The following is a 24,495-nucleotide window of genomic DNA, read 5'->3' as shown; positions in this document are numbered from 1 at the left end:
GAAAGTCCACTATCCCCAGGCGTTCAGGCGGGGTGCGGCGGCGCCTTGTCTTACCTGGTTCGGCAGCATGCCGGACCAGCGCTTGAACGCGCGGCGGAAGTTGCGCGCATCGGTGAAGCCGGTGGCCATGGCGATTTCCACCAGCGGCATGTCGCTGCGCTTGAGCAGGTCGAGCGCGCATTCATAGCGGACCTGATCGATCAACTGCTGATAGGACGTGTTCAGGTCCGACAAGCGGCGGCGCAGCGTGCGCTCGCTGAGATTGAGCGTCGCGCCGATAGCGGCCAGCCCGGGCACCTCGTCGACCGAGGCCCGCAGCAGGTTCATGATCGATTCCACCAGGTCGTTGCGCGGCTGGTCGACGGCCAGCAACTGGTCGATCTGCGCCTGCAGGGTGGCCTGCATGTAGCGGTCATAGGTCGGCAGCGGGCAGTGGAACCAGGGCATGTCGCAGATCAGCCGGTTCATCGGGGCGTTGAACGTCACGGGGCAACGGAAGTATTCGGTGTAGGCGCTGGCATAGGCGGGACGCGGATAGCGCAGCTCCAGCCGCGCCGGGCGGAAGTGCGAACCGACCAGGGCGCGCGACACCTGGACGCTGCTGACGAAAATCTCCTCGATGAAGAAGGGCTCCATTTCAGGATCGTGAAAACGGGTCGTTACCTCGGCGACGAAGTGATGCTCGTCGAGGACACTGAGCTCATTGACGGTGAAGGCGCCGGCCGCGCGCTGGTGCCGGATCAGATAGTGAAACGCCTCGCCCAGCGTGGCGCAGGTCAGCATGCCGAGGCCCGGCAGGCCGAAACAGACCACGGTCTGGCGGGCGCCGGTGGCGATGCCGATGGCCGGGTCGCCCCAGCGCTGCATGGCGCGCTTCACCAGCTGGCTGGTTTGGCGGTAAGAGACGCGGAAGTTGGCGTCGCACAGGTTCTCGGGCGTGAAGCCCAGCCCCTTGCACAGGCGCTCGGACGAATGGCCGGCGCTGGCCAGCAGTTGCAGGACCTGGCGGATCACATGGGGCGGCACGTCGGCATCGGCATCGGGGTGGTGGGATTTCTCCGTCACAGCTGCTCCTTTGGTAGATACGCGACAGCATAGTACGGTTTTGCGCGCATGGCGCATCCGGCGCGGAAATGGCCGCCTGGGTGTCTCTTTTTGGCCGTTTTTGACCTGTCTTGGCGCCGCGGCATCGTATGCTTGATTACGGCGCGCAGTGTCGCCGCATACCTCGGAGGACAGATGATCATCACGCCAGCGCAGCCCGCGCGACAAGCCCGTCCCGCCTTCATCCTGGCCTGCTGCTGGGCGCTGGGCATAGGCGGCACCACCATGATGCCGCTGCTGGTGACCAACGCGATGGCGCGCCTGCGGCTGGACGAGGGACAGGCCACCATGCTGGCCGGGGCGGAGATGGTGGGCATGCTGGCCGGCTGCGTCGTGCTGCCGGCGCTGGCCCGCCGCTGGCCGTCGCGGCTCACCGCCGGCGCGCTGGTGCTGCTGGCATGGAGCCAGATGCTGTCGGCGCTGACCGTGTGGGCGCCGGCGTTTGCCGTGGCGCGCCTCGTGGCCGGTTTCTGCGAAGCGCAGATGATCGTCATGGTCGGCATCTGCCTGGCCTGTCATCGCGACGCGGAGCGCCTGTGGGGCGTGGTGTTGCTGCTTTCCGGGCTGGCGGTGGCGGGTGTGTTCACGCTGCTGTCGCTGCTGCCCGGCGTGGCGGCCGGCCGCGAGATCTGGTTCGGCCTGGCGGCGTTGGCGGCGGTGCTGGGACTGGCGGCGGTGCGCGTGCCGGCGCTGATGCCGGCACGGCAGCCGGAAGTCCATGAGGGCCGGTCACGCGGACGGACGGACGTGTGGCTGGCCTGGGGCGTGTTCGTCGGCGTGTACAGCGTGCAGGCGGGCGTGTGGGCGGTGTCTGCCTTGCAGGGCACCCGTATCGGCCTGTCGTTGCCGACGACGGGAATCTTGCTGTCGCTGTCGTCGCTGCTGGGCTTTTTCGGCGCGGTGGTGCCGGCTATTCCGGCGCTGGCGGCGCGGCGCGGCCTGACGGTCATGGGGGCGCTGGTTGTGATGTCCGTGTCGGTCGCCGGCTTCTTTACGGCGCAAGGCGCGCTGGCGTTCTTCATCGCCCAGCTAGCGCTGAACGGGGCCTTCTATACCATCATGGCGATACTGAACAGTTTCATTTCGGCGCGCGACCGCAACGGCTCGCTGCTGTCGCAATCGGTGGTGGTGACGTTTGCCGCGGTGGCGCTGGGCACGGTCGGCGCCGGGGAGCTGTTCCAGGACACGGGCGGCCGGGGCGTGGTCCTGTTTTCGTTGCTGGCGCTGGCAGCCAGCGTGCCGCTCGGACTTAAGGCCTTGAAAGCGGGGTCAGTTCCGGCAACCGGCCACGCGTGACCGGTTGCCGGAACTGACCCCGCTTTTCTCTGACTCCGATGGTGGGTCAGCGCATTGCCAGCGCCTTGACGGCTTCCAGCGCGGCGGTGCCGGCCTTGGTGGCTTGCACCTGGTTGCGGCCGCCTTCCTTGGCCACGTACATGGCGCGGTCGGCGGCGACGAACAGCGATTCGGTGTTCTCCAGCTGGTGCGGGTAGATCGTCGCCACGCCGATGCTCACCGTCAGCCACGCCGAGGTGGTCGAGCGCGGATGCGGGATCTGCAGCGACTCGACGTGGGAACGGATCGACTCGGCCAGCAGGTAGGCGGAGTCGCTGTCGGTCTCGGCGAACAGCAGCACGAATTCCTCGCCGCCGTAGCGCGCCGCCAGGTCGGTCGCGCGCAGCGCATGCGAGTCGATCGCCTGGGCGACCTGCTGCAGGCAGGCGTCGCCGGCGGGGTGGCCCAGCGTGTCGTTGTACAGCTTGAAGTGGTCGACGTCCAGCACCACCAGCGACAAGGGCTGACCGCTGCGCATGGCGCGCTGCCATTCCTTTTCGAGGAAGGTGTCGAAGTGGCGGCGGTTGGCGATCTTGGTCAGCGGATCGACCATCGCGGCGCGCTGCAGCGCGTCTTCCGATTGCTTGTGGTGGGTGATGTCGTGCAGCAGGCCGATGAACAGCGGCTGGCGCAGATACATCGGCGTCAGCGTCAGGTCCATGCACACCGAGCTGCCGTTGCGGTGGCGGATGATCACTTCGCGCGTGCCGTGGCTGTGCGCCGATTCCGGCGCGGCGGCGTAGCGGTCGAAGTAGTCCAGGTATTCCTGCGCCACCAGTGGATTGAGCAGGTCGGAAATGGCGCTGCCGGCCAGTTCGTTTTCCTGGTAGCCCAGGTATTTGTCGCAGGCCGGATTGGTGAACTGGATGCGGCCGTCCGCTTCGATGATCAGCAGCCCCTCGGCCATGTTGTTGACGATGGTGCGCAGGCGCTCGGCCTGTTCTTCCTGGTTTTCGCTGTTGCTGCGGATTTGCAGCTGCGTGCGCACGCGCGCGCACACTTCGGCCATGCGCAGCGGTTTGCTGATGTAGTCGACCGCGCCGAGGTCGAAGCCGGCCACCACGTCCTCGGTGGAGGTCCGGGCGCTCATGAAGATGACGGGAATGCGCTGGGTGGAGGCGTGGCGTTTCAGTTCGCGGCAGGTTTCATAGCCGTCCATGCCGGGCATGACGATGTCGAGCAGGATCAGGTCGGGATGGACGCGGCGGGCGATCTTCAGCGCGCGCTCGCCGCAGTTGGCGACGAAGGTTTGATAGCCCTGCTCGACCATCAGCTTGCGCAGCGCGCCGAGGTTCTCGGGAGCGTCGTCGACGATGAGAATCGCGGCATCGCGCCGCATGGCAGGAATGGGATTTTGAACTGGGTTGTACAAAGTCTGGCCTGATCTGAAAAGTAACTATCCGTTCAAATCATAACGCTTTGCAACGTCGCCATGTGAAAAAAAACCGCTGATTTTTGCGGATGCCACGCCCATGGGCATATGTTGCCATTAATGTTAATCCGATGTTATTGTTTCATCGGTTTTCGTGACTTTTGGTGATGAAATCTTTATAACAGTGTTGTATTTTGTCCGAGACAAAGAGGGCGCTTGTGGGCGGCGAGTGCCGCCCACGGAGGTACGACAACTTGGGCCGCTTAGATCTTGGCGGCGATCAGTTTGCCGAGGATCTCGATGCCGGCGCGGATGCGTTCCGGCGGCACGGTGACGAACGACAGGCGCAGCGTGTTGGTCTCGGCGTCGTTGGCGTAGAACGGCGAGCCGGGCACGAAGGCGACTTTCTGGGCGATCGCTTCGTCCAGCAGTTTCATGGCGTCGATGTGCTTGGGCAGCGTGACCCAGATGAACATGCCGCCTTCAGGCTTGGTCCACTGGACGCCGGCCGGGAAGTGCTGCGCCATCGCGTCCAGCATGACCTGGCACTGGTCGCCGTACAGCGTGCGGATTTTCGGGATGTGGCGCTGCAGGAAGCCGTCCTTGATCACTTCGTGCACGACCATCTGGGTCAGCTGCGAGGTGTGCAGGTCGGCCGCCTGCTTGGCCAGTTCCAGGCGGCGCACCAGCGGCAGCGGGGCCACCACGTAGCCGAGGCGGATGCCAGGGGTCAGCACCTTGGAGAAGGAGCCCATGTAGATCACGCCTTCCGGATTCATCGCGACCATCTTCGGCAGCGGATCGCCTTTGTAGCTCAGGGCGCCGTACGGATCGTCCTCGATCAGCGGCAGGCCGAGGCGGGCGCAGGTCTCCACCAGTTCCTGGCGGCGCTCGACGGACAGCGTGCGGCCGGTCGGGTTCTGGAAGTTCGGCAGCGCGTACAGCAGGCGCGCGCCGGCGGCGACCTTGTCGATCGACGACGGCACCAGGCCGTGGTCGTCGGTGTCGACCGATTTGAATTCAGGACGGTAGACCGAGAACGCCTGCAGCGCGCCCAGGTAGGACGGGGTTTCGACCAGCACGCGGCTGCCTTCGTCGATCAGCACCTTGCCCAGCAGGTCCAATGCCTGTTGCGAGCCGGAGGTCATCAGCACCTGTTCCGCCACGATCTTGGCGCCGTTGACGGACAGCGAATCGGCGATCCACTGGCGCAGCGGCAGGTAGCCGTCGGTCGGGCCGTACTGCAGGGCGACCTTGCCGTTTTCGCTCAACACCTTGTCGAAGGCGATTTTCATTTCGTCGACCGGGAAGGTCAGCGGCGACGGCAGGCCGCCGGCGAAGGAGATGATCTCAGGCTGCTGGGTGATCTTCAGGATCTCGCGGATGAACGACGATTGCAGCTGGTCTGCGCGTTCCGAGAAGCGCCACTGGATCGGATTGGGGTTTTCGATTTTCATGCTGGTCTCACTGGATAGGTATTGTTTTGGGCGAAGCTCAGGCGACTTCCGCGATCAATTCGATTTCGACGCAGGCGCCGAGCGGGATTTGCGCCACGCCGAAGGCCGAGCGGGCGTGCTTGCCGGCGTCGCCGAAGACTTCGCCCAGCAGCTCGGAGCAGCCGTTGGTGACCAGGTGCTGCTCGGTGTAGTCCGGCGTGGAGTTCACCAGGCTCATGACTTTGACGATGCGCTTGACGCGGGTCAGGTCGCCGCCGACGGCCGCCTGCAGGGTGCCGATCAGGTCGATGGCGATGGCGCGCGCGGCGGCCTTGCCTTCGGCGGTGTCGATGTTCTTGCCCAGCTGGCCCACCCACACGCTGCCGTCGGCGCGCTTGGCGATGTGACCCGACAGGAACACCGTGTTGCCGGTTTGAGCGTACATGACGTAGGCGGCGGCCGGCGTTGCAGGTGCTGCCAGGGTGATATCGAGCGCTTTGAGTTTTTCGTAGACAGACATGTGGTTATCCAATTAATAAGTTGGTAATGCATAGCTAAGACCGATATTGTACCCGCCGCGCAGGGCGTGCTCACAATTGAGGCGAAATCAAGATACTCTACGGTTTTAGACCCGTTTCACCTGCATTTTGCGGCCGGCACCCACCACGGCGATGACGGCGATTGCAAATATCACGGTGGGCCATTCCAGCGATTCGCCCAAAACCAGGGTCGCGCCCAGCAGCGTGAGGAAGGGCTGGACCAGCTGCACCTGGCCGACCCGGGCCACGCCGCCCAGCGCCATGCCGCGGTACCAGAAGAAGAATCCGATGAACATCGAGAACACCGACACGTAGGCGAAGCCGGTCCAGGCGGCGGCCCCGGCCCGGGCGATCTGCGCGGCCTCGTCCCGGCACAGCCAGGCGACCGCCGGCAGCAGCACCGGCGCGGCCATCACCAGCGCCCAGCAGATGGTTTGCTGGCCGCCCAGCGTTTGCGACAGGCGGCCGCCGGCGGCGTAGCCCATGGCGGCCAGCAGCACGGCGGCGAAGATCGCCAGGTCGGCCGGGTGCAAACTGCCGCCGCTCTGACGCAGCGCAAAGCCGGCCACCAGCGCCGAGCCCAGCATGGCCATGATCCAGAAGCCGGCCGACGGTTTTTCGCCGGCCAGCACGGCGGCGAAGACGGCCGTGGCCAGCGGCAGCACGCCGACCAGCACGGCGCCGTGCGCGGCGGGCAGCGTGCGCATGGCGATCGAGGTCAGCCAGGGGAAGCCGATGATGCAGCCGATGGCCACCATGGCCAGTGGCGCCAGCGCGGAGCGGGGCGGCAGCGGCGCGCGCTTCCACAGCAGCCAGCCGCTTGCCAGCGCGGCCGCGACCAGCGCGCGGCCGAGGGCGACGAAGGTGGGCGACAGGCCGGGAGACAGGCCGCCGGCGCCGACGGCCAGCCGGGTGAAGGGCAGCGTCAGGCTGAAGATGGCGACGCCGATCAGGCCGAGCAGCATGCCGGCGGTTTCGTCGCTCACGCCCGAGCGGGTGGGTATGGCGGCGATGGCGGCTGGCGGGGCGCTGTGGGTCATGCGGTTCTCCTTGTCGATGGATATATCGTACGTGACAAAACCAGTACAGTGCCAGTACACTTGTCAACATAATTTCTTATACTGTGACGGTAATATGACCAATACACGTGCGCGCACTTCGCTGTTAGGGGCAGCCGCTTCCGCCGCCGCGGAGGCGGTGGCCGAGGCTTTGGCGGCGGCCGAGGCGCGATCGGCCGCCGGGACCGGGCACCCGCCGCGGGCGGTGGCGGCTGCCGCGCCGGGACCCGCGGTGGCGTCGGTTGCGGCGGGGCGGGCGGCGGGCAAGCCGGCGGGCGGGGGCAAGGCCGGGGGTAAGACGGGAACCAAGGCCGCGCCGGCCGGCGGCCTGCTCGGGCTGCTGTCGCGCGAATCGGGCGAGACGCTGATCGACCAGATCGTGCGTTCGGTGGCGGCGCGCATCGACGACCGGCTGCTGCGGGGCGGGGCGCGCATGCCGTCGATCCGGGCGTTTGCGGCGGCGCACGGGGTGTCCGCCTTCACGGTGGTGGCCAGCTACGACAAGCTGGTGGCGACCGGCTACCTGGAATCGCGCCGGGGCGCCGGCTTCTTCGTGCGCGAAAAGGCGTCGATGGAGCTGCTTGCCGCCGACGGCCGCCATGCAGCGCCGCGCGACGGCGCAGGGCCTGGCGGACGCTCGGGCTTCGAGGGCAAGGCCATCGACGTGGTCTGGCTGGTGCGGAACATGTTCCGCCAGCTGCCGTATGCGCAAATGCCCGGCACCGGCGTGCTGCCGCCGGACTGGCTGGACGGCGTCGCCGTGGCCAACGCGCTGCGCGCGGTCAGCCGGCAGAATGCGAACCTGTTGTTGAGCTACGGCGTGCCGCAAGGCTTCCTGCCGCTGCGCCAGCAACTGCAGCACAAGTTGGCCGAGCTGGAAATCGCCGCGGCGCCGGAGCAGATCGTCACCACCGCCGGCGTGACGCAGGCGCTGGACCTGGTGGCGCGCGAGTTCACGCGGCCCGGCGACACCATCTTTGTCGACGATCCGGCGTGGTTTTTGATGTTCGGCTCCTTCGCCGCGCTGGGCGCCAAGGTGGTCGGCATTCCGCGCCTGGCCGACGGTCCGGACATCGCCCGCCTGGCCGAGCTGGCGGCGCTGCACAAGCCCAAGCTGTACATCATCAACTCGGTGCTGCACAACCCGAGTTCGACCTCGCTGTCGGCGGCCAAGGCGTTCCAGGTGCTGCGGCTGTCGGAGGAGCACGACTTCGTCATCGTCGAGGATGACATCTATTGCGACCTGCATCCGGGCAGCGCGGTGCAGCCGGCCACGCGGCTGGCGGCGCTGGACCAGCTGCGGCGGGTGATCTACCTGGGCGGTTTTTCGAAGACGATGGCGGCCAACCTGCGGGTGGGCTATATCGCCACGTCGCCGGAACGGGCCGAGCGCCTGGCCGACCGCAAGATGCTGACCATGCTCACCACCAGCGATATCGGCGAGCGGGTGGTGTACAAGGTGCTGTCGGAGGGCTCGTTCCGCAAGCACTCGGACCGGGTGCGCACGCGGCTCGACGGCATCCGCGCCAAGACCATACGGCAGATGGAGCGCGTCGGCCTGAAGGTGGACCTGGCCTCGCCGGCAGGGATGTTCGTCTGGGCCGACGCCGGCTGCGACACCAATGTGCTGACCGAGCGCGCCATGGCGCACAACCTGCTGCTGGCGCCGGGCAGCCTGTTCTCGCCCAAGCAGCTGCCGTCGACCCGCATGCGCTTCAACGTGGTGGCGATGCAGGAGCCGGCCGTGTGGCGCTTCCTCGAACGAGAGCTGGGCAAATGAAGCGGGCAAATGACGGGCGGCTCTTGAAAACCCTCTTATAATCCCCATTTTCTTGAAACCCTTGCGTTTTTTACATTACTAACCACAAGACTATTATTAGAGGCTCTTAAAAAATGGCAGATACCGATAAGCAAACCCTTGGCTTTCAAGCGGAAGTGAAACAGCTGTTGCAGCTGATGATCCACTCGCTGTACTCGAACAAGGAGATTTTCCTGCGCGAGCTGATCTCGAACGCGTCCGACGCGTCCGACAAGCTGCGCTTCGAAGCGATCGACAACGATGCCCTGTACGGCAACGATCATGAACTGAAGATCAAGGTCTCGTTCGACAAGGCCGCGCGCACCATCACCATTTCCGACAACGGCATCGGCATGAGCCGCGACGAGGCGATCTCGCACCTGGGCACCATCGCCAAATCGGGCACCAAGGAATTCTTCGGCAAGCTGTCGGGCGACCAGCAGCAGGATGCGGCCCTGATCGGCCAGTTCGGCGTGGGCTTCTACTCGGGCTTCATCGTCGCCGACAAGATCACCGTCGAGACCCGCCGCGCCGGCGCGGCCGCCACCGAAGGCGTGCGCTGGGAGTCGGCGGGCGAGGGCGATTACTCGGTCGAGCAGATCGAGAAGACCGGCCGCGGCACCGACATCATCCTGCACCTGCGCGAAGGCGAGGACGAGCTGCTGTCGTCGTGGAAGATCAAGTCCATCATCCGCAAGTACTCGGACCATATCTCGCTGCCTATCGTGATGGCGAAAGAAGAGTGGGACGAGGAGAAGAAGGAAACCGTCGTCAAGGACGAACTGGAAACCGTGAACCAGGCCAGCGCGCTGTGGGCGCGCAACAAGGCGGACATCACGCCGGAGCAGTACGAGGAATTCTACAAGCACGTGTCGCACGACTTCCAGGCGCCGCTGACGCACACGCACAACCGCGTCGAAGGCCGCAGCGAATACACGCAGCTGCTGTACATCCCGGCCAAGGCGCCGTTCGACCTGTGGGACCGCAACAAGCGCGGCGGCATCAAGCTGTACGTCAAGCGCGTGTTCATCATGGACGATGCCGAGCAGCTGATGCCGGCCTACCTGCGCATGGTCAAGGGCGTCATCGACTCGGCCGATTTGCCGCTGAACGTGTCGCGCGAGATCCTGCAGGAGTCGCGCGATGTGAAGGTGATCCGCGAAGGCTCGACCAAGCGCGTGATCGGCATGCTGGAAGAACTGGCGAACGCCGACGAGCAGGAGAAGAAGGACAAGTACGTCACCTTCTGGAAGGAATTCGGCCAGGTGCTGAAGGAAGGCATCGGCGAGGACGCGGGCAACAAGGACCGTCTGGCCAAGCTGCTGCGCTTCGCGTCGACCGCCAATGAGAACGACGAGCAGAGCGTGTCGCTGGAGCAGTATGTGGCGCGGCTGAAGGAAGGTCAGGACAAGATTTATTACGTCACCGCCGACAACTACGTCGCCGCGAAGAACAGCCCACACCTGGAGATCTTCCGCAAGAAGGGCGTGGAAGTGCTGCTGCTGACCGACCGTGTCGACGAATGGATGCTGTCGTTCCTGACCGAGTTCGAAGGCAAGGAGCTGGTGTCGGTGGCCAAGGGCGGCCTGGATCTGGGCGCGCTGGAAGACGAGGCCGAGAAGAAGGAACACGAAGAGACCGAGACCTCGTACAAGGACCTGGTCGGCAAGATGAAGGAAGCCTTGTCGGACAAGGCCAAGGACGTGCGCGTGACGTTCCGCCTGACCGATTCGCCAGCCTGCCTGGTGGCGGACGAGCATGAGCTGTCGGGCAACCTGCTGCGCATGTTGAAGGCAGCGGGCCAGAACGCGCCGGAGTCCAAGCCCATCCTCGAGATCAATCCGAACCACCCGCTGGTGACGCGCCTGAAGTACGAAGAGTCGGGCACGGCGTTCGGCGACTGGGCCAACATCCTGTTCGACCAGGCGCTGCTGGCCGAAGGCGGTTCGCTGAGCGATCCGGCCACCTTCGTCAAGCGCCTCAATGAAATGCTGCTGAGCGGCGCCAGCAAGTAAAGTCTATCCGCAATCCGGGGTCAGATCCGACATTCGGACACGAGCTCTACCGTAGCGTCGCTACGGTAGAGCTCGTGTCCGAATGTCGGATCTGACCCCGGTTGTGTTACTGTAATGTTTCGCAGAACACAACTCTTGGGATGGACATGAATAAGATCGGTTTCAAGCTGGCGGCGCTCGCCGGTGCTCTTCTTTCCGTACAAATCGCCCTGGCGCAGAATGCGCTGCCCGCCTCGACGCCCGGCGTCGCGGCCACTCCCCTCTATCCGGCACTGCCGAGCGAAACGCCCGATGAATTCAAGGCGCCGGTCGACAGTTTCGACTACGTCAAGCGCAGCGTGATGGTGTCGATGCGCGACGGCGTCAAGCTCAATACCGTCATCATCGTGCCGCGCAAGGCCAAGGGCGCGCCCATCCTGTTGACGCGCACGCCGTACAACGCGGCCGAACTGACGTCGCACTCCGAGAGCTCGCAGATGGAATCCATCCTGCAGGGCTATGACAATGCGTCCGATGTGATCGTGCAGGGCGGCTATATCCGCGTGATCCAGGATGTGCGCGGCAAGTACGGCTCCGAGGGCGATTATGTGATGAATCGTCCGCTCAGCGGCAATGCCTTCAATCCGACGCCGGTCGATCATTCGACCGACACCTGGGATACCATCGAGTGGCTGACCAAGAATATCCCCGAGTCGAACGGCAAGGTCGGCATCATCGGCATTTCCTACGACGGCTATCTGCCACTGATGGCGCTGGTCAATCCGCATCCGGCGCTGAAGGTGTCGGTGCCGATGAATCCGATGGTCGACGGCTGGCGCGGCGACGACTGGTTCCACAACGGCGCATTCCGCCAGATCAATCTGTCCTACATGCTGGAGCAGGTGGTCACGCGCCGCAACGAGGCCAAGTGGTACACCAGCCACTACGACGACTACGATATGTATATGCGCGCCGGATCGGCCGGCGAGCTGGCGCGCCAGCGCGGACTGGAGCAAAGCGGCTTCTGGCGCAAGCTGTCCGCGCATCCGGCCTATGACGAGTTCTGGAGCTCGCAGGCGATGGACAAGATCCTGGCCAAACAGCCCGTCACCGTGCCGACCTTGCTGGTACACAGCCTGTGGGATGCGGAGGATATCTATGGCGCGGTCGCGGTCTACAAGGCGATCAAGCCCAACGACAAGGACAACAAGGTGCACCTGGTGCTGGGACCGTGGAACCACGGCGGTGGCATCGGCGAGGGCAGCAAGCTGGGCGCGTTGCACTTCAGCAGCGACACGGCGCTGCACTTCCGTCAGGAGATTCTGCGTCCCTTCCTGGACCGCTATCTGAAGGACGATGCGCCGGCGGCCGAGGTGGCGACGGTGTCGGCGTTTGAAACCGGCACCAACAAATGGCGTTCGCTGGACGCGTGGCCGAGCGGCTGCAACAGCGGCTGCGCGATCGCGCCCGCTACGCTGAAGCTGGCGGCCAATTCCAAACTGAGCCTGACCAACACGGCCAGCGCGCCGGTGTCGGCGCCGGCGCAAAAGAATGCGTACGACGAATATGTGTCCGATCCGGCCAAGCCGGTGCCGTTCCGTGCGCGTCCGATTCCGCCGTACGGCTACGACGAAGCCAAGGGCCAGACCTGGCCGCGCTGGCTGACCGACGACCAGCGCGAAGCGTCGGGCCGCACCGACGTGCTGAGCTACACCACCGACGTGCTGACGGCGCCGGTGAAGATCAGCGGCGAGCCGGTGGCGCACCTGCTGGCCTCCACCAGCGGCACCGACGCAGACTGGGTGGTCAAGGTGATCGACCTGTATCCGGACCAGGTGGCGGCGCAGCCGGAAATGGGCGGCTATCAGCTGATGATCTCGGCCGATATCTTCCGCGGCCGCTATCGCGAAAGCTTCGAGACCGCCAAGCCGGTCGCCGCCAATACGGCGTTGGCGTACAACTTCAAGCTGCCGACCGCGAACCACGTGTTCCTGCCGGGCCATCGCATCATGGTGCAGATCCAGTCCAGCTGGTTCCCGCTGTATGACCGCAACCCGCAGACCTTCGTGCCGAACATCTTCTTCGCGAAGCCGTCCGACTACAAGAAGGCGACCCAGCGCATCTACCACGACAGCTACATCGAGCTGCCGCTGGTAGGGGCCACGGCCGGCAAGTAGCGGGCAAATAAAGCCGCGCCAGCCGGGTCAGGCTTTGCGGCGGCGCCGCGCCATCAGCAGCACGGCCGGGATGCCCAGCCCCAGCATGCCGATGGTGGCCGGCTCGGGTACGGCCGCCGCCACCAGGAAGCCGCGTATCTCGCCGCCGGGATACGCGCTGCTGTGGATGTTGAGATAGGCTTCGCCGCTGGCCAGGGCGGCCGCCAGCGCCGCTTCGGCGCCGGCCGTGGTGCCGCCGTGGTTGGTGATGAAGACCGGGTTCCAGCTGGCCGCCAGCGAGGTGTTGTACATATTGCTGTAGGCGCCGTTGGTGACGCCCAGCGGGAAGCCGCCGAAAGTGGGCGTTTCCGTGGCGACGCCGGCGGTGCCGACGTTCGGCACGTCGGTGCAGCAGTGGATGTGCGAGGCGGTGGTCGGGCCGAGCAGACTGCTGAAGGCGACGTTGACTTCCAGCACGTGGCTGGTGGTGTCGAACTTGACGACGGCGGCGCCTATGCCCGGCGAGCTGTTCGCCGGTGATTCCTTGGCGCCGGTGAGGATGGCGGCGTAGTCGGCGGCATGGGCCGCCGTCATCGCCGTCATCGCCGACAGCAGCAGGCCGGTGGCCGCCGCGTAACTGCGCAAACGCTGGTTCATCTTTCTTCCCTCCTTGTTCTTGGTATCTGGTTAGAGGGGTTGCCGGCGCGGGAGTTCCGTCAGCGCTGGACCTGGGCGCAGAAGTCGAGCAGCAGCCGTTCGCCTTCCGGCCAGGGGCCGTAGCCGGCGTCGCCGTTGATGTGGCCGGCGTCGGCTATCTCGATGTATTCGCTGCCCCAGGCTTGCGCGAACTGGCGGGCGCGGGCCGGGCTGACGTAGGGATCGTCGCTGCTGGCGACGACGATGCTGGGGAAGGGCAGGCGTTCCAGCTGCATGGGCTGGAAGCCGGTGGTGCAGTCCGGGTAGCCGGGGGCGTCGGTGTCGCTGGGGCCGACCAGGAAGGCGCCGGCGATTTTCAGCGGCGAAGCGGAGGCGACCCAGCGCGTGACCAGCGAGCAGCTCAGGCTGTGGGCGGCCAGCACCGGCGGGCGCTTGCATTGCGCGATGGCGGCCTCCAGTTCGGCCACCCATTCGTCGCGCTCCGGAGTTTCCCAGTCGCGGTGCGGCACGCGCAGCCATTGCGGGTGCTTGCGTTCCCATTGCGTTTGCCAGTGGGCGGGGCCGGAATTCCACAGGCCGGCCAGGGTCAGGACTTCATATTCCACGCATGCTCCTTGCTGAGTAAGATGCGGCCATCTTACTGCGGCGGCGGCTGAAATTTTGCGGGCAAGGGCAGTTTGCGCAATCCTGGACAAATGTCTTCAGTCGAAGGCAACGTCTTCGATGCGGAAACGGTACTTGCGGCGTTCCGGTTCCGTCCAGCCTTGGCCTGGCGCGGTGTTGCGGATTGTGGGCGGTGGTGCATTGTCGGCTGCCCGGGCCTCGGTCGTTGGTTCGCGAGGCGACGTTGCGGCGGGAGCGACAGCTATGACCGTAGTCGTGGCGCGCGCCAACTCCTTGCGCCGCAGGTCGGCTCTCTTCCAGTTTTTTTCTCCTGGCATGCGGAGCGAGATGTCTTGCCAGGCGTTGCGCACGCTGTCGGCGTAAGCGCTGGCAAACTGGTTGGGTGAGACGGCCCGGTAGCCGCGCGGTTCGACAGGTGGTGTGCCGGGCGATGTCGCGAGCCAGTGGCGGATCGCGGCATCGACGGCTTCGGCCGGATCGGCCGGCGAGCCGGTTTCGCGCAGCCAATCCATCAGGGCGAGCAGGGTGGAGGGTGCGACATTCACACTTACTGTAGCAAACATGCTGTTCTCCTTACTGAGATCTACTGAAATTTTCTGATTCTTACTGAGTTAGACCAGCTCAGTAAGGCAAAGCTCAATTCAGTGGATTTCAGTAGAAATTTCAGCAGGTTTGCTAGAGGGCGCGTGCGGGAATACCCGTGGTGTGTATTCCTGCGGCAAGTTCAGAGTTCGGTGCGCAGCGCGAACAGTTCGGGGAATAGCACCACGTCGAGCATCTTGCGCAGGTAGCTGACGCCGGCGGTGCCGCCGGTGCCGGTCTTGAAGCCGATGATGCGCTCGACCGTGGTGACGTGGCGGAAGCGCCAGAAGCGGAACGCGGTCTCCAGGTCGACCAGCTTTTCGGCCAGCTCGTACAGGCCCCAGTAGCGGGTGGTGTCGCCGTAGACCTGCAGCCACGCGGCCTTGACCGACTCGTCGGCCACGGTCGGCTGGGTGCAGTCGGCCGCCAGTCGCTCGGCCGAGATCGGCAGGCCGTTGCGGGCCAGCAGCTGGATCGCCTCGTCATACAGCGACGGGGTGCGCAGCGCCTCTTCCAGCAGCTGGTGCGCGTCGGGCGCGCTGCCGTGCACGGCCAGCATGTTGGCGTTCTTGTTGCCGAGGATGAATTCGATCTCGCGGTACTGGTGCGACTGGAAGCCGGACGAGGCGCCCAGGTAGGGGCGGATCGCCGTGTATTCGGGCGGCGTCATCGTCGCCAGCACGTCCCAGGCGTGCACCAGCTGGTCCATGATGCGGGCCACGCGGGCCAGCATCTTGAAGGCCGGCGGCAGGTCGCCCGCGCGCATGTGCACGCGCACGGCGCGCAGCTCGTGCAGCATCAGCTTCATCCACAGTTCGCTGGTCTGGTGCTGGACGATGAACAGCATCTCGTTGTGGTTGGGCGACAGCGGATGCTGGGCGTTGAGGATCTGGTCCAGGCCCAGGTAGTCGCCGTAGCTCATCTTGTTGCTGAAGTCCATCTGGGCGCCATGCCATTCGGCATCGCCGGCGGCGGGCGCGGTATGCAGCGGGCAGCCGCTGGCCGGTTGTTTGGTATCGCTCATATTGTTTGCCTCGTTTTCAGGTCACGCGTTCAGGTTACGGCGTCGCGCTTGGCGTCGACGTTGTAGTCCTTGCGGTCCAGGATGTCGCGCAGGATCTCGACGGCGTCCCATACGTCGGCAAAGCTGGTGTACAGCGGCGTGAAGCCGAAGCGCATGATGGCCGGCTCGCGGTAGTCGCCGATGACGCCGCGCGCGATCAGCGCCGACATCACGGCGTAGCCATGGGGATGGGTGAAGCTGACCTGGCTGCCGCGCCGCGCATGCTCGCGCGGCGTCACCAGCCCCAGCGGATGATCGGCGCAGCGCTGCTCGACCAGCTCGATGAACAGGTCGGTCAGCGCCAGCGACTTGGCGCGGACGGCCGCCATCGTGGTTTGCGCAAACACATCCAGCCCGCATTCGACCAGGGCCAGCGACACCACCGGCTGCGTGCCGCACAGCGCGCGGCCGATGCCGTCGACCGGCGCGAAGTCCGGCGCCATGGCGAACGGGGCGGCATGGCCCCACCAGCCGGACAAGGGCTGGCGGAAGCGCGCCTGGTGCCTGGCCGGCACCCAGATGAAGGCCGGCGCGCCGGGGCCGCCGTTCAGGTATTTATAGGTGCAGCCTACCGCCAGGTCGGCGCCGTCGGCGTTCAGGTCGACCGGCAGCGCGCCGGCCGAGTGCGCCAGGTCCCAGACGATCAGCGCGCCGGCCGCTTGGGCCAGGGCGCTGGTGGCGCGCATGTCGTGCTGGTAGCCGGTGCGGTAGTTGACGTGGGTGAGCATGACCACGGCGGTGTCGGCGCCGATGGCGGCCGGCAGCTGGTCGACGCTGTCGATCAGCTTGACGGTGTAGCCGCGATCGAGCCAGGCGCTCAGTCCCTGCGCCATGTAGATGTCGGTCGGGAAGTTGGAGCGCTCGGTGACGATGGTGCGGCGCTCGGCGCCGGCCGGGTCGGCGGCCTGCATCTGCAGCGCGGCGGCCAGCGCCTTGAACAGGTTGACCGAGGTGGTGTCGGTGACGACGACTTCTCCGTCGGCGCCGCCGATCAGCGGGGCCAGGCGGTTGCCCAGGCGCTTGGGCAGGTCGAACCAGCCGGCGGTGTTCCAGCTGCGGATCAGGTCGTGCCCCCATTCCTGGACGATCAGCTGCTGCGCGCGGGCGAGGGCGGCCTTGGGACGGGCGCCCAAAGAGTTGCCATCGAGATAAATCACGTTGGGCGGCAGGTCGAACTGGTCGCGCAGGGAGGCGAGCGGATCTTGCGCGTCGCGTTCCAGGCAGTCGTTGCGAGTTGTCATTGTGTAACTTTCCGGCAAGTGGTTGGATGCTTTAGATGTCAATAAGTTGCTAGTGTAACCCGGAAAGCGCGCCCCAGAAGCGCCGTCGGGGCCAGTGCCATACCCCGCAAACCCGCATGAATGCTGGGTTTGCGGACTTTTTTAAAATATTTTCGATTTTTTTCAAAAAAACCCTAAAGTTCCCGAAACCGCTGCCGTTACCAGTTTCATGATGAGCGGAAAAGCGCCATCAGGTGGCAAGAGGGAAGTCGAAAATACTTAAAAATATTTTTGCGGAAACCCTAAAGTTCCCCGAATTGCTGCCGTAACCGGGTTAGATGTAGCAAAAAAGAGTCGCGTCGAGCACTATTTTTCGTTTCATGACAGGACTTTTTTGAAGATTCTGGACCTAAAAATTTCTACGCCGCAAGGGCGTAGGCCATCGATCTGCGAGTGTTTGTAAGACAAACACCGACGGGTCGCGTTCGCTATTCTCCGGTGAAAAATACGGAGCTCATCCTCTACTCCGTTTTTTGTTGCTCACGCAGAATGTATCTCACTGGAAACGCAAATGTGTTCCGCAGTGCAGATAACGGACTAGGAGATGGAAATGACCGCTAACGATATGATGGCCGAAATTCGCGACGCCAACCTGAGCTATTTGATGCTGGCTCAGCAGATGATCCGCGCCGACAAAGTCACCGCGATCTTTCGTCTTGGCATCGCCGCCGACATCGCCGACCTGATCGAAGGCATGAGCAACGCGCAAATCCTGAAGCTGGCAGGCGGCAACATGATGCTGGCCCGCTTCCGCTTCGACGACGGCGCCATCCTGTCGATGCTGACCAGCTACAACAAGGACCGCGTGCTGGCCCAGTCGCACGCCGCCATCCTGATGGCCGGCCAGGCCGTCGAAGAAATCGCTTAATCAACCTCACGGCGCGGAGCGGAAACCATGACCAAGAAAAGCGTAGTGTCGGAAGCCCAGGAAATCCAGCTGGCGATCGAACTGATCCAGCTTGGCGCCCGGCTGCAACTGCTGGAATCGGAAGTGTCGCTGTCGCGCGAGCGCCTGCTCAAGCTGTACAAGGAGTTGAAGGGCGTGTCGCCGCCCAAGGGCATGTTGCCGTTCTCGACCGACTGGTTCCTGACCTGGCAGCCGAACATCCACTCTTCGCTGTTCATCAATATTCACAAGTTCCTGACCGAGCACGCCGGCGCCACCGGCATCGAGGCGGTCATGAAGGCCTACAAGCTGTACCTGGAGCAAATGCCGCCGGAAGCGGGCGAAGAGCCGCTGCTGTCGCTGACCCGGGCCTGGACCCTGGTGCGTTTCTTCAGCAGCAAGATGCTGGAAACAGCCCCGTGCGGGCGCTGCCAGGGCAAGTTCGTGGTCAACTGCATGGACCTGAACGGCAGCTATGTCTGCGGCCTGTGCCACATGCCTTCGCGCGCCGGCAAGACCAAGAAAGCCCGCGACGCCGACGCCCTGGCCGCGTGACCCGGCCCGCCGCCCGCGAACCCTACCTGTTGCGCATCGTCCGCGCGCCCGCCGTGCGGGCGCTGCTGATCCAATGCGGCGCCGCGCCGCTGACCTTGGCCATCGTGTATCTGCTGGCCAGCGCGCATTTTCCCATGAGTTATCTGACCGTCGCCGTGGTGCAGGGCGCGCTGGCGGCCGCCATCACGTGGCGGCTGGGGCTGGCCGTCTGGTGGCGCGGCATCCAGCTGCTGTTCCCGCCGGCGGTGCTGGCGGCGCTGGCGCTGCAGCTGCCGTCGTGGCTGTTCCTGGCCGTGTTCCTGGTGTTGCTGGGTTTGTATTGGTCGACGTTTCGTACGCAAGTGCCGTATTACCCGTCCGGCCCCGCGGTCTGGCATGCGGTAGGTCAAGCGTTGCCGCCGGGGCGGCCGCTGCGGCTGATCGATATCGGCAGCGGCCTCGGCGGACTGGTGCTGTATCTGGCGCGGCTGCGGCCGGACGCCGACTGCGGCGGCATCGAGCTGGCGCCGCTGCCATGGCTGGTCAGCCGGCTGCGCGCGCGCCTGGCCGGCAGCGGCGCCCGGTTTTTGCTGGGCGACTACGAAAACCTCGACTTCTCCCGTTACGACGCCGTGTTCGCCTACCTGTCGCCGGCCGCCATGGCCGGATTGTGGCGCAAGGCGGCGGCCGAAATGCGGCCCGGGTCCATGCTGATCAGCTACGAATTTGCTATCGACGCCCGCGCGCCCGATCAGACCATCCACGCCACACAGGGTGGCGACGCCCTCTACATTTGGTACTTTTAAGCATCATTTGGCGTTATTCACTTGCCCGTCCCCCCCGACTCACGCTATTGTAGTTCTACATGTAAATTTATTGAAATCGGCTGTTTGTTAGTCTGGATTGCGCCGGGACAGCCACCGATTTCGCTCTGGGGAGTCAGCGCACTTGTTAGTCATCATTGGATATGTAATCGTCTGCGTCGGCGTGTTTGGCGGTTTCGCGTTGAACGGCGGGCATCTGGCCGCGCTGTTGCAGCCGCTGGAGCTGCTGATGATCGGCGGCGGCGCGGCCGGTGCTTTCCTGGTCGGCAATAACAGCAAGGCGCTGAAAGCCACGCTGGCCGCCATTCCGACGCTGTTCAAGGGTTCGCGCTACACCAAGGATCTGTACATGGAAATGATGTCGCTGCTGTTCGACGTCCTGTCCAAGGTGCGCAAGGAAGGCCTGATGTCGATCGAGGGCGACATCGACGGCCCGGACCAGAGTCCGCTGTTCAGCAAGTATCCGAGCGTGCTGGAAGACCACCACATCGTTGAATTCATGACGGACTACCTGCGCCTGATGGTGTCGGGTAATATGGATGCGTTCCAGATCGAAAACCTGATGGACAACGAGATCGAGACCCATCACCACGAAGGCGCCGTGCCGGTGCACGCGATCGCCAAGCTGGGCGACGGCATGCCGGCGTTCGGCATCGTGGCGGCGGTGATGGGCGTGGTGCATACGATGGAATCGGTGGGCTTGCCGCCGGCCGAGCTGGGCATCCTGATCGCGCACGCGCTGGTCGGCACCTTCCTCGGCATCCTGCTGGCCTACGGCTTTGTCGGTCCGCTGTCGACCCTGCTGGAGCAAAAGCTGGAGGAATCGACCAAGATGTACCAGTGCGTCAAGGTCACCCTGCTGGCCAGCCTGAACGGCTACGCGCCGGCGCTGGCGGTCGAGTTTGGCCGCAAGGTGCTGTACTCGACCGAGCGGCCGTCGTTTGCCGAGTTAGAGGATCACATCAAGAAATCGAAGTCCAAGTGAGCGCGGTAGCCGGTATCATGCTCGCCATTGTCTACGCATTGAGGAAACGTCATGGCTGAAGAAGGCTTGCGGCCGATCATCGTCAAACGGATCAAGAAGGGCGGCGGCGGCCACCATGGCGGCGCGTGGAAGATCGCGTATGCCGACTTCGTGACGGCGATGATGGCGTTTTTCCTGCTGATGTGGCTGCTGGGCTCGACCACCAAGGGCGACCTCAACGGCATCTCCGAATATTTCAAGACGCCGCTGAAGGTGGCCATGCAGGGTGGCTCGGGCAGCGGCGACAGCTCGTCGGTGATCCCCGGCGGCGGCAAGGACCTGACCCGGCGCGACGGCCAGGTCAAGGCCAGCGACGATCCGACCATCCAGAAAACCTTCAACCTGACGGCCGCCAAGGCCGCGCTGGAGGCCGAGGAGGCGCAGCGGCTGAAGGCGCTGAAGGAAAAGATCGAGGCCAAGATCGAGTCGAACCCGCTGCTCAACAAGTACAAGAAGCAGCTGCTGCTCGACATCACCAGCGAGGGCTTGCGGATCCAGATCGTCGACGAGCAGAACCGGCCGATGTTCGCGCTGGCCAAGGCCGAGCTGCAGCCGTACACGCGCGAGATCCTGCACGAGATCGGCTTTGTGCTGAACGACGTGCCCAACAAGATCGGCCTGTCCGGCCACACCGATTCGACGCCCTACCTGAGCGACGCCGGCTACAGCAACTGGGAATTGTCGGCCGACCGCGCCAACGCCTCGCGCCGCGAGCTGATCGCCGGCGGCATGGCCGACGCCAAGGTGCTGCGCGTGGTGGGGCTGGCCTCGGCCGCCAACCTCGACAAGGCCGACCCGTTCAACCCGATCAACCGCCGCATCAGCATCATCGTGATGAACAAGCGCACCGAGGAAAACGTCATGCGCGACGGCGTGCGGCAGATGGAGGTGGGCGCCGACGACGGCGCCGCGGCGCCGGCCGCGGCAACGGCGCCGGCCGGACCGCCGGTGCGCAAGTAAGACAGTAGAAGAGTAGAACGACGAGAGTGTTATGACGAGAAAAAAAATCCTGGGCTCCCATGTCAAGCGCCTGCTGTCGGGCGTGTCTGACCATGGGCGCAAGCATTTGACCGAAGTCGAGACCGATCTGATCCAGACCGGCCTGCTGCTGGAGGAGGCGATTGAAAAGCTGTCCTTCAACTTCATGGCCATCCACCAGGCGGTCGAGGCCGAGCAGGCGACGATCAAGCTGCTGCTCGAGGGCGGCACCGCCACGCCCGAGCAGCGCGAGCAGCTCGAGGCCTTGCAGGGCAACGTCGGCGCCTATGTCAACGCCGCCATCACCAGCCTGCAGTTCCAGGACATGACGAGCCAGCTGATCGACCGCACCTTGAAGCGGGTGACCGGCCTGCGCGAGTTCCTCGGCACGCTGGGCGCGCACGGCGCCGAGATGCTGCCCGAGAGCGACAACGAGGAAATCGTCGCCCTGCTGGGCAAGGTCAGCATGGCGCTGGCGATCCAGAGCCTGGAGCTGCGCAGCGTGCTGCGCAAGGCGGTCAGCCAACAACACCTGGAGAGCGGCGACATCGAACTGTTCTGACGCCGCAACCTACCGATTGTTTTAAAGACGGACAGCGTGTCCGGCATATATAGAGTGAGAGCAAAGATGGCCAAGACAATACTTGCAGTTGATGATTCCAGTTCCCTGCGCCAGATGGTCGCCTTCAGCCTGAAGGCGGCCGGCTACTTGGTGGTCGAGGCGGTGGATGGCCAGGACGGGCTGGAAAAAGCCAAGCTGCAAAGCGTCGACCTGGTGCTGACCGACCAGAACATGCCGCGCATGGACGGCCTGCAGCTGATCAAGCTGCTGCGCGAGCTGCCGGCGTATCAGAAGACCCCGATCCTGATGCTGACCACCGAGTCGTCCGACGAAATGAAAGCCAAGGGCCGCGCCGCCGGCGCCAACGGCTGGCTGGTCAAGCCCTTCGATCCCCAGCGGCTCATCGAGGTAGTGAAGAAGGTCATCGGCTGATAGGGCGCATGCAATGACGCTGAGCGAACTTTACGGAGTATCACCATGACCATCGATATAAGCCAGTTTTTCCAGGTCTTTTTCGATGAGGCCGAGGAATTGCTGGCTGAAATGGAGCGGCTGCTGCTGGCCGTCACCGTCGACCATCCGGACCCAGAGGATCTGAACGCGATCTTCCGCACCGCCCATTCCGTCAAGGGCGGCGCGTCGACGTTCGGCGTCACCGACATGACCGAGGTGACCCACATCCTGGAAACGCTGCTCGACCGCATCCGCAAGGGCGAGATGGCGCTGACGTCCGAGCACGTCGACGCCTTCCTGGCGGCCAAGGACATCCTCAAGATGCAGCTGGACGGCCACCGCCACGGCGCCGCGGTCGACCAGGACGCGGTCGGCGACGTGCGCATGATGCTGCAGTCGCTGGCGCAGGACATGCCGCTGGCGGCGATGGCGCATGTGGCGCCGTCGTTCCAGGCGGCCGAGACCAGGGCGGTCGACCACAGCGGCGGGCGCCGCTACCGGCTCGAGCTGCCGGCCATGGCGCACCGCGAGGTCACCGCGCTGGGCGCCGAGCTGGGCCTGATGGGCCACGTCTCGATCACGCCGCTGGACAAGGAGCGCAACGCGATGGTGGTCACCACGCACGAGAGCCTGGACGACATCATCGCCATCTGCTCGTTCGTGCTGAACCCGGACGACATGGTGGTGACCGAGCTGCCGGCGCTGGACGCCAAGCAGGCGCGGCTGGAAAACGCCGAGCGCTCGAAAGTCGAGAAAGACCTGGGCTACGGCTTCTTCGACGAAGCCGAGCTGCACCCGGCCGCCAGCGGCAGCGGCGAGGGCTACGGCTTCTTCCAGCCGCTGGACGAGATCCGCGCCAACGCCGACGCCGGCGCCGACGACGCCCGCGGCTACGGCTTCTTCCAGCCGGTCGAGCAGATCCGCGCGGCCGCCGGCATCGTCGCCGAGGCGGCGCCGGCGCAGGCCGTCGTCGAAGAGGAAAAGAAGGCCGCCAAGAAGGAAGAGAAGGAAAAGGGCGGCCCCGGACCGGGCGCCGAATCGTCGTCGATCCGGGTGTCGATCGAAAAGGTCGACCAGCTGATCAACCTGGTGGGCGAGCTGGTGATCACGCAGGCGATGATCGAGCAGCGCGTCGACACGCTGGACCCGATGGTGCACGAGCGCCTGTTGAACAGCGTCAGCCAGCTGACCCGCAACACGCGCGACCTGCAGGAAGCGGTGATGTCGATCCGCATGATGCCGATGGACTTCGTGTTTTCGCGCTTCCCGCGCATGGTGCGCGACCTGGCGGCCAAGCTGGGCAAGAAGGTCGATTTCATCACCAACGGCGCGGCCACCGAACTGGACAAGGGCCTGATCGAGCGCATCGTCGACCCGCTGACCCACCTGGTGCGCAACTCGATCGACCACGGCATCGAGATGCCCGACGTGCGCCGCGCGGCCGGCAAGAGCGACTCGGGCCGGCTGTTCCTGTCGGCCTCCCACCAGGGCGGCAACATCATCATCGAGGTGTCCGACGACGGCGGCGGCCTGAACCGGGAGAGGATCCTGGCCAAGGCGCAGCAGAACGGCTTGCCGCTGAGCGACAACATGAGCGACGCCGACGTCTGGCAGCTGATCTTCGCGCCCGGCTTCTCGACCGCCGAGCAGGTGACCGACGTGTCCGGCCGCGGCGTGGGCATGGACGTGGTCAAGCGCAACATCACCGCCATGGGCGGCGTGGTCGACATCCGCTCGGCCAAGGGCTTCGGCACCACGATCTCGATTTCGCTGCCGCTGACCCTGGCGATCCTGGACGGCATGTCGATCCGCGTCGGCGAGGAGGTCTACATCCTGCCGCTGGGCTTTGTCATCGAATCGCTGCAGCCGGCGCCGGAAGACGTCAAGGAAATTTCCGGCAAGGGCCGCGTGATCAAGGTGCGCGGCGAATACCTGCCGCTGGTGCCGCTGTACCAGATGTTCGACATCACGCCGCGCTTCACCGACCCGTGCCAGGGCATCGTCGTCATCATCGAGACCGACGGCCGCAAGGCCGGCCTGTTCATCGACGACCTGGTCGGCCAGCAGCAGGTGGTGGTCAAGAACCTGGAATCGAATTACCGCAAGGTGGCCGGCATCTCCGGCGCCACCATATTGGGCGACGGCGGCGTGTCGCTGATCCTCGATGTCGCCGCATTGATACGCTCATCCCGTCAGCTCGCCGACGAGCAGATTTTTAGCTAATCCACCAAGGAAA

At 64.8% G+C, this 24,495-nt stretch carries 22 protein-coding genes; 12 read left to right on the top strand and 10 right to left on the bottom strand.

What is annotated here, in order from left to right; translation table 11 throughout:
* Positions 1–9: 9 nt before the first annotated feature.
* Positions 10–1,065 carry an AraC family transcriptional regulator gene (locus ACSQ3S_RS23310; RefSeq protein WP_436143921.1) on the bottom strand — a complete coding sequence of 352 codons (1,056 nt, stop codon included), beginning with the start codon at positions 1,063–1,065 and terminating at the stop codon, positions 10–12.
* 174 nt (positions 1,066–1,239) lie between these two features.
* On the opposite strand from ACSQ3S_RS23310, the gene ACSQ3S_RS23305 reads away from it, so the two are divergent.
* Complete coding sequence (locus ACSQ3S_RS23305) at positions 1,240–2,400, top strand: hypothetical protein (protein ID WP_436143920.1); 1,161 nt, start codon at positions 1,240–1,242, stop codon at positions 2,398–2,400.
* Between the two features lie 46 nt (positions 2,401–2,446).
* Here the strand turns inward: ACSQ3S_RS23305 and ACSQ3S_RS23300 are convergent, their stop codons facing one another.
* The 4 genes from ACSQ3S_RS23300 to ACSQ3S_RS23285 form a co-directional block, all read right to left on the bottom strand.
* Entirely contained in the window at positions 2,447–3,778 is a 1,332-nt protein-coding gene (locus ACSQ3S_RS23300) for a diguanylate cyclase domain-containing protein (protein ID WP_353402998.1), read from the bottom strand.
* Between the two features lie 296 nt (positions 3,779–4,074).
* Positions 4,075–5,268: a PLP-dependent aminotransferase family protein gene (locus ACSQ3S_RS23295; RefSeq protein WP_176651699.1), complete on the bottom strand. Its 1,194-nt coding sequence runs from the start codon at positions 5,266–5,268 to the stop codon at positions 4,075–4,077.
* Positions 5,269–5,305: 37 nt separating this feature from the next.
* Positions 5,306–5,767 carry a RidA family protein gene (locus ACSQ3S_RS23290; protein ID WP_176651698.1) on the bottom strand — a complete coding sequence of 154 codons (462 nt, stop codon included), beginning with the start codon at positions 5,765–5,767 and terminating at the stop codon, positions 5,306–5,308.
* Positions 5,768–5,872: 105 nt separating this feature from the next.
* The gene (locus tag ACSQ3S_RS23285; protein ID WP_436143919.1) at positions 5,873–6,826 is read right to left on the bottom strand and encodes a DMT family transporter; all 954 of its coding nucleotides are present in this window, start codon (positions 6,824–6,826) and stop codon (positions 5,873–5,875) included.
* A 94-nt stretch (positions 6,827–6,920) separates the two neighbouring features.
* On the opposite strand from ACSQ3S_RS23285, the gene ACSQ3S_RS23280 reads away from it, so the two are divergent.
* The 3 genes from ACSQ3S_RS23280 to ACSQ3S_RS23270 all read left to right on the top strand — a co-directional run bounded on the left by ACSQ3S_RS23280 (position 6,921) and on the right by ACSQ3S_RS23270 (position 12,813).
* The gene (locus tag ACSQ3S_RS23280; protein ID WP_436143918.1) at positions 6,921–8,624 is read left to right on the top strand and encodes a PLP-dependent aminotransferase family protein; all 1,704 of its coding nucleotides are present in this window, start codon (positions 6,921–6,923) and stop codon (positions 8,622–8,624) included.
* 113 nt (positions 8,625–8,737) lie between these two features.
* On the top strand, positions 8,738–10,657 hold the full coding sequence (gene htpG / locus ACSQ3S_RS23275; protein WP_436143917.1) for a molecular chaperone HtpG: 1,920 nt from the start codon (positions 8,738–8,740) through the stop codon (positions 10,655–10,657).
* Between the two features lie 146 nt (positions 10,658–10,803).
* Positions 10,804–12,813, top strand: coding sequence for a CocE/NonD family hydrolase (locus ACSQ3S_RS23270; RefSeq protein WP_436143916.1), 2,010 nt, complete (start codon positions 10,804–10,806; stop codon positions 12,811–12,813).
* 27 nt (positions 12,814–12,840) lie between these two features.
* Here ACSQ3S_RS23270 and ACSQ3S_RS23265 read toward each other — a convergent pair whose 3' ends face one another.
* The 5 genes from ACSQ3S_RS23265 to kynU form a co-directional block, all read right to left on the bottom strand.
* Positions 12,841–13,449 (bottom strand): CHRD domain-containing protein, encoded by a 609-nt coding sequence (locus ACSQ3S_RS23265; protein ID WP_176651695.1) that lies wholly within the window; start codon positions 13,447–13,449, stop codon positions 12,841–12,843.
* 59 nt (positions 13,450–13,508) lie between these two features.
* Positions 13,509–14,054: an RBBP9/YdeN family alpha/beta hydrolase gene (locus tag ACSQ3S_RS23260; RefSeq protein ID WP_436143915.1), complete on the bottom strand. Its 546-nt coding sequence runs from the start codon at positions 14,052–14,054 to the stop codon at positions 13,509–13,511.
* Between the two features lie 96 nt (positions 14,055–14,150).
* The gene (locus ACSQ3S_RS23255; protein WP_436143914.1) at positions 14,151–14,636 is read right to left on the bottom strand and encodes a hypothetical protein; all 486 of its coding nucleotides are present in this window, start codon (positions 14,634–14,636) and stop codon (positions 14,151–14,153) included.
* A 161-nt stretch (positions 14,637–14,797) separates the two neighbouring features.
* Positions 14,798–15,679, bottom strand: coding sequence for a tryptophan 2,3-dioxygenase (kynA, locus tag ACSQ3S_RS23250; RefSeq protein ID WP_176651693.1), 882 nt, complete (start codon positions 15,677–15,679; stop codon positions 14,798–14,800).
* A 29-nt stretch (positions 15,680–15,708) separates the two neighbouring features.
* On the bottom strand, positions 15,709–16,959 hold the full coding sequence (gene kynU, locus ACSQ3S_RS23245) for a kynureninase (RefSeq protein WP_436143913.1): 1,251 nt from the start codon (positions 16,957–16,959) through the stop codon (positions 15,709–15,711).
* A 589-nt stretch (positions 16,960–17,548) separates the two neighbouring features.
* Here kynU and flhD point away from each other — a divergent pair.
* From flhD to cheA, 8 genes are all read left to right on the top strand, one after another.
* Entirely contained in the window at positions 17,549–17,866 is a 318-nt protein-coding gene (gene flhD / locus ACSQ3S_RS23240; protein WP_176651691.1) for a flagellar transcriptional regulator FlhD, read from the top strand.
* Positions 17,867–17,893: 27 nt separating this feature from the next.
* On the top strand, positions 17,894–18,439 hold the full coding sequence (gene flhC, locus ACSQ3S_RS23235) for a flagellar transcriptional regulator FlhC (protein ID WP_176651690.1): 546 nt from the start codon (positions 17,894–17,896) through the stop codon (positions 18,437–18,439).
* A gap of 62 nt (positions 18,440–18,501) precedes the next feature.
* Positions 18,502–19,224: a class I SAM-dependent methyltransferase gene (locus ACSQ3S_RS23230; protein WP_413449168.1), complete on the top strand. Its 723-nt coding sequence runs from the start codon at positions 18,502–18,504 to the stop codon at positions 19,222–19,224.
* Positions 19,225–19,366: 142 nt separating this feature from the next.
* Entirely contained in the window at positions 19,367–20,227 is an 861-nt protein-coding gene (motA, locus tag ACSQ3S_RS23225; RefSeq protein ID WP_176651689.1) for a flagellar motor stator protein MotA, read from the top strand.
* A 51-nt stretch (positions 20,228–20,278) separates the two neighbouring features.
* Positions 20,279–21,226 (top strand): flagellar motor protein MotB, encoded by a 948-nt coding sequence (gene motB / locus ACSQ3S_RS23220; protein ID WP_176651688.1) that lies wholly within the window; start codon positions 20,279–20,281, stop codon positions 21,224–21,226.
* Between the two features lie 31 nt (positions 21,227–21,257).
* Entirely contained in the window at positions 21,258–21,806 is a 549-nt protein-coding gene (locus ACSQ3S_RS23215) for a chemotaxis protein (protein ID WP_176651687.1), read from the top strand.
* A gap of 66 nt (positions 21,807–21,872) precedes the next feature.
* Positions 21,873–22,238 carry a response regulator gene (locus tag ACSQ3S_RS23210; RefSeq protein WP_008450079.1) on the top strand — a complete coding sequence of 122 codons (366 nt, stop codon included), beginning with the start codon at positions 21,873–21,875 and terminating at the stop codon, positions 22,236–22,238.
* Between the two features lie 45 nt (positions 22,239–22,283).
* Positions 22,284–24,482 (top strand): chemotaxis protein CheA, encoded by a 2,199-nt coding sequence (gene cheA, locus ACSQ3S_RS23205; RefSeq protein WP_353403007.1) that lies wholly within the window; start codon positions 22,284–22,286, stop codon positions 24,480–24,482.
* Positions 24,483–24,495: the final 13 nt, after the last annotated feature.

The organism is Duganella sp. LjRoot269 (assembly GCF_964254095.1).
GTDB classification, from domain to species: domain Bacteria; phylum Pseudomonadota; class Gammaproteobacteria; order Burkholderiales; family Burkholderiaceae_D; genus Rugamonas; species Rugamonas hordei.
Note: the sequence above shows the minus strand (reverse complement) of the source record. Positions and strands in the feature narration are given on the sequence as shown.